The organism is Candidatus Aquicultor sp. (assembly GCF_054640775.1).
In genome coordinates this window covers 1-5,224 of the sequence record NZ_JBTSLF010000171.1, presented here as the reverse complement: position 1 = coordinate 5,224, position 5,224 = coordinate 1, and the positions used below count along the sequence as shown (strand labels likewise).

The 5,224-nt window shown below is 47.1% G+C and carries 5 protein-coding genes; 3 read left to right on the top strand and 2 right to left on the bottom strand.

Annotated features, from left to right (window positions below):
* Positions 1 to 102: 102 nt before the first annotated feature.
* Entirely contained in the window at positions 103 to 795 is a 693-nt protein-coding gene (locus ACYC56_RS11895) for a vWA domain-containing protein (RefSeq protein ID WP_461374397.1), read from the bottom strand.
* A gap of 284 nt (positions 796 to 1,079) precedes the next feature.
* Here ACYC56_RS11895 and ACYC56_RS11890 point away from each other — a divergent pair, with 284 nt between their 5' ends.
* Positions 1,080 to 1,418 carry a CBS domain-containing protein gene (locus tag ACYC56_RS11890; RefSeq protein WP_461374396.1) on the top strand — a complete coding sequence of 113 codons (339 nt, stop codon included), beginning with the start codon at positions 1,080 to 1,082 and terminating at the stop codon, positions 1,416 to 1,418.
* Positions 1,419 to 1,611: 193 nt separating this feature from the next.
* Here the strand turns inward: ACYC56_RS11890 and ACYC56_RS11885 are convergent, their stop codons facing one another.
* Entirely contained in the window at positions 1,612 to 1,977 is a 366-nt protein-coding gene (locus tag ACYC56_RS11885; RefSeq protein WP_461374395.1) for a hypothetical protein, read from the bottom strand.
* A 1,008-nt stretch (positions 1,978 to 2,985) separates the two neighbouring features.
* Here ACYC56_RS11885 and ACYC56_RS11880 point away from each other — a divergent pair.
* Positions 2,986 to 4,470 (top strand): transglutaminase-like domain-containing protein, encoded by a 1,485-nt coding sequence (locus ACYC56_RS11880; protein ID WP_461374394.1) that lies wholly within the window; start codon positions 2,986 to 2,988, stop codon positions 4,468 to 4,470.
* Between the two features lie 169 nt (positions 4,471 to 4,639).
* Positions 4,640 to 5,041 carry a hypothetical protein gene (locus ACYC56_RS11875; RefSeq protein ID WP_461374393.1) on the top strand — a complete coding sequence of 134 codons (402 nt, stop codon included), beginning with the start codon at positions 4,640 to 4,642 and terminating at the stop codon, positions 5,039 to 5,041.
* Positions 5,042 to 5,224: the final 183 nt, after the last annotated feature.

Sequence of the window (5,224 nt, the reverse complement as noted above, 5' to 3'; positions counted from 1 at the left end):
AATCTTGACACGGCATAGCTAACTGAGCGTGTAGTGGACCTATGACCGAGGCACCAAAAAAATATGGCGTCGCTAATGTTTTCAACCATATCCTCCTGTGCCTTATATTGTTGAGATCTCTGCCCATCCAGCTGGGCTGTCTAGCTGGACATTTTCGCCGACTTTGGAAGCCGATACTCTGCCTTGGCTTTTTGACAACCATTCGAACATAGCTTTAAACTTGCCGGGCATTAACCTTACAGGCTCTCGGTTTGAGGGCGAGAGCTGCTTTAGTACGTCCATATCCGCCGGCTCGACTCCTACTGTAAAGAATAAGAAGTTCTTGTTATTCTCTCCGTCATTAATACCTGCGATTACCTTATTCCAGGTTGCATCGCCTGGTTTCATATCGGTAGGTTCTCCATCCGTGATCAAAAATATCCATGGGCGGTAGTAATCGATACCTCTACTCTTGTATTCAAATTTACGTTCTTCAATTAAATCGATTGCTCTAAGAATGGCTTCACCCATAGGCGTTAAGCCTGAGGCATGTAATGCAGGCGGGTTAAAATCTTCCATTGATGAGAAGTCGTGGGCAACAGTTACCCCATCTCCAAAGGTAATAATTGCTAAATCTACTCTTTTGCTCGCTAGCTCATCAGATGTGACATCCTCCTTGAAGAACCGTAAGCCATCGTTAAGTTGTTTAATCTTGCCATTGACTACCATTGACCCTGATGTGTCGAGCAAAAGGACTGTGGCACAATGCGGATGCTGGGGATTTGCAATTTCGATACTCTCTTCAAGCCTTGACATAAATCCTCCTCGGTGGTTGTTTGCTATGCGCGATTCTAGCACTAATATACTAGACAACCTGCTGAGCTGCAGTGGCATGATGGGTGTTTCGTTGTTGAACTGCAATTTCTCTGTTTTGTCTTGTCTGTATCTGACCGTATTTTACCATGTTTTTCGGTGTTTCGTGACCAAACTGTGACTTCCGTTTCTTTCCATCATTGAACTTTTTGCGATTAAAAATATTCGCAGTAGTTTCCTGGAATTTAACGGGTAAATAAAGGCAAAGAGCTATGGGAGGTGAGAATATGGCACTGCATGACTTCAATGCTAAAACTGTGCAGGACGTGATGAAAACCGAGGTTGCGCGAGCATATCCCATGACCTCTGCCCGTGATGTGAGCTATGAGCTGATGAAGGGCAGATTTAGTGGCATGCCCATTGTTGATGATAGCGAGTATGTAATTGGCGTTGTAACAGAGATCGATCTTATCGAGAAATCGACTGAAGCAGCTAAAGAGTTAGAATCGCTGACTGCAGAACAAGTTATGACAAAAGATCCGGTGACCGTGCGGGATAATGCCCCCCCTGAAAGACGCGGCAAAAATCTTGGAAGAACGCCACATAATTCGCGTTCCGGTTGTTAATAAAGACAACAAACTGGCCGCCTAGTATTGCTTGGCTCATTAATGCCGAAGACGAGTGAAAAAGTGGGTTTGCTTTCAAGTAAACCCACTTTTCGTTGTGGGGTTAAGAGGACGTTAGTTCCTCTGTGTCTGAGTATTGAGAGAGGTTGGTTAAGAGCAGGCCTTTTATTTGCACTGATTTTGGATACTTCGTCTAGAGGGTAGTTGTGCTTTTGATAATAAGCACGATAATTGCAAAGATGAACATGGCTGTCAGCACCCGCAATGCATACGGTGAAAACACTTTTGGGAGGAAAAGGTCGGCGACGCGCTGTTCTTTGCCGCCGTATTTTTGTGCAAGTCCTGTCAGGGGACATTTGCCTTTATTAAGAGCAAGCACTAAGCCTTCTACGATAATCACAGTGACCGCAAGAAATAGCAGACGACCTTGGGGCCAGGTAGGAATGTGACGTAAGGTTAAGCTCGCATAAAGCACGTAAACGATGCAAGACCCTTCAAAGATGAATATCCCTGTATGAAGTGCTCTTATCGCGAACAGCTTGAATTTTGCCTCAGACATAGTATCTTTCTAAAAGAGTCCGTTATCCATAAGACATATATACCCTTGCTACAGGTCTAATGCAATGCTTCACCAAGCTCTTTGGTGCCAAACGCGCCATTTACTCTTTTAGGTAGAGTAGGCTGACGAGAAGAACAATGACAAAACAAAGTGCGTGAATGGCAAGGACGAGAAACTGTCCGCCTGAATTCGCCCACGCGAGGTAGTATATAATCATCTGAATCGCTCTCCATCTGTTGCCGGTTCTACTATTGATAACGAGCAAATAGTACATAGGTAATGGGTTCAAGCGCTTTTTTTAATATAGGGTCCCAAGAGTTTTAAGCGCATGATTTCGGGTCGCATTGGGGTAACGGGTGCTGTTAGCTGGGGAAATATCGAGCAGCCTTTGCTCACACCTAGAACAAGCGGCGGTAAAAGCCTTACCTTTTTGTATTCTGGAGGCCGATCCCGGGGCTTTGTTAAAAAATTATTAAGGGTTGTTGCGCGTGCTTGAAAAGAGATACGGCAGGTAAAGGAGCTGATTGGCTTGACCTGAGAGCCCTTGTTTCTATGCTAAAAAAGTATTACGTGATTTATGCCTGGGGAGGTATAGGATGATTGCCTTGCCTATCCATATAATGAAGATGAACCACCGGGGCTAAGGCCCATAACAATAACAAACCAAACAATATTCTTGCCTAATCGTACTATTTATATTTCTTTTAGTCGAACCAATAATTCTAGCATATATGCAGCTAACGGCCTTAGCCTCACTAATTTTATACATCATCTAAAGAAACAGGCGCTGTGAGAACCTCGCCGTAGATCGTGTGCGCAAAGCTTATTTCAGGTAAATCCCATCTTTAGATAGTCAACCCCTCCCCAGCATTTTATACTAGAGTAGAGAGTGTACTGTTTACACGCTATTGTCGGAGCATGGATAATAAGGGCATGAACCTGCGCATAAAGAGCTAGAACTATGTATGATTGTGCAGGATATGTGCAGTATCGGCGCGTGGAGAGAGCATGAACAAGTCGAAAAGGAAAACATCGTTTTATATAGCCTTGATGGCAATGGCCGGTATTATGCTGTTCGTCGCCGGGTGTTCGTCGGCCCCGAAGGAGCTTGTATCTAAGGCCAAAGAGCGGGTAGAGGCGTTAAACTTTCCGAATAATAAACCCGATGTAAAGAAACCTGTCTCGAGCAGGGGCGAGCCGAAGCCGGTGACCCTGGTGAACGAGGCCTCGCAAGAATCATTTGACCCAGCCTCAGTAGCCGACTCGGATGTTCTGACATTGACCATGTCATATAAGGTAGCGGCTTCGGGTCACGCGAATGCGGCGGGGGTGTCGGGTTGGGGCAGGCGCTCAAAGGTCGTCATAACGACGCTGATCCCGAAAACGGTGGAGGGTAAGCAGAAGGTACTAAGCACGGATTTTAATGTAAAGTCTACCAAGGTATTTGATTTAGGGGACAACCGGTACGCGCAGTTCGATATAGAGAACGCGAAGCAGGACTTTACTATCCAGGTAATGACGAAGATCAAGCTGTTCAGGTACGACCTTACCATTGCGCTTAATAATAAAGCGGCGCCGGCTTTAAGCGATAAGGAGCTTAAGGAGTATCTAAAAGCCGAGAAATATATCGAGACCGGTGATCCGACGATTAAGGCGCTGGCCCAGCAGGTGAAGGGCGCGGACGAGATGGAGACGCTCAACAAGACCTATCGCTATGTCACGAAGAATATGATTTACGATATGCAGAAGGTTAACAGCACTCACTGGGAGGCGCTGGGGGCCGCCAAAGCAGCCCAGGCAAAGAAGGGCGTGTGCGTCGAGTTTGCCGACTTGTTCGTGGCGCTCTGCAGAGCGAACGGGATACCGACGCGTTCTATAGGCGGTATAACGACCGAGCGTACGGACGCGACAAAAGGGCATGCCTGGGTGGAGGCGTATACGAAGAAATACGGGTGGATTCCGTTCGACCCGACATGGGGTCAATCCAAGGGCGCAACGTTTTACAAGCTCAGGCCTTCGTACATCTATCTGAGCGATGTGAGAAACGATGATATACTCAACAACGCCGATATCTTCGGTTACAGCTATTATGGAGTACCGGTCGATATCGGCTACAGTGCGTCCATCACCTCTTATAGGGCGGATTACCTTAATTCGATGATGGCAAACATTAACAAGTACAAACCCGAGTTAAACCAGATGAAGAGCAGGCTGGATGCTTTTTACGCCGCGACCGAGGTCGATAAGGCTCAGATAAAGCAGACCAAGAGTTCAATCGAGCAAGTAAAGAGCCAGCTTGAGGCAGCCAAGGGCACGGATATTGTGGCATATGACAGCCTCGTGACAAAGCATAACGACCTGGTTGCGACATATAACTCACAGGTAGCCGCGTTCAATAAAAAAGTCAGCGAGTATGAGACCATGCGCAAGGCATATGAAGCAAAGCGGCAAGAAGAAAACTCCTTAATTGAGCAGTACAACAATCTTAACTAGGCAATCAGAATTCCAAAGGTATAAAAAACGGCGCGATCACAATCGACCACGCCGTTTGCGTTCCCTTACCTAGATCAAGCGTTTCTATGGCTTATATCTGCGTAGGAACGATAGAGCGAAGGCTACGATTCCGGTTCCGATCGGTATAAATGGATTAACCGGTGCGCCTGTGAACGGCAACGCCGCTCTTAGCGTAGTGCTTGTCGCCGCCGCTACCTTGATTAGTGACGATGACGTTACACTAACGACCGATGAGCTTGACGATACAGGCGTTGTGCTCGTTGTGGTTGGGGCAACGGTTGTCGATGTCGTGCTGGGTACTGATGTTGACGTAGTTGCTGGGGATACTGTTGTGGATGGAGCTACGGTTGTTGATGACGTTGGGCATGTCGACGAACTGCTAGGCGGACATGTAGTCGAGCTGGCCGCACATATCTTCGGGCTTGTTGGGCACGTCGTCGGACATGGCGGACAAGTAGTTGGACACGGCGGACATGTAGTCAAGACCGCTTTCTTGCACTTGAAGTTGCCGGTCCTCTCCTTGTCGACGTGCTCGCGCATCGTAAAGTGAGTTCTTGCTTCACTGGCATTCGTGAATGTCTTTGCTTGGGCCCTAAACGGATGAATCGACCCACCGACATAGCTTGCAATGACCATTACCAGGACGAGCCCTAGGGTGAGAAAAGCCCTCCTCACAATTTCACCTCCTTTGGTTGTTCTGTAATAATTAGAGCTACCTATTATCTAGGCGTTG

What these genes read in the sequence shown, in the direction of transcription:
- ACYC56_RS11890 (WP_461374396.1), top strand. Translation starts at nt 1,080, where the DNA reads ATGGCACTGCATGACTTCAATGCTAAAACTGTGCAGGACGTGATGAAA.
- ACYC56_RS11885 (WP_461374395.1), bottom strand. Translation starts at nt 1,977, where the DNA reads ATGTCTGAGGCAAAATTCAAGCTGTTCGCGATAAGAGCACTTCATACA.
- ACYC56_RS11895 (WP_461374397.1), bottom strand. Translation starts at nt 795, where the DNA reads ATGTCAAGGCTTGAAGAGAGTATCGAAATTGCAAATCCCCAGCATCCG.
- ACYC56_RS11880 (WP_461374394.1), top strand. Translation starts at nt 2,986, where the DNA reads ATGAACAAGTCGAAAAGGAAAACATCGTTTTATATAGCCTTGATGGCA.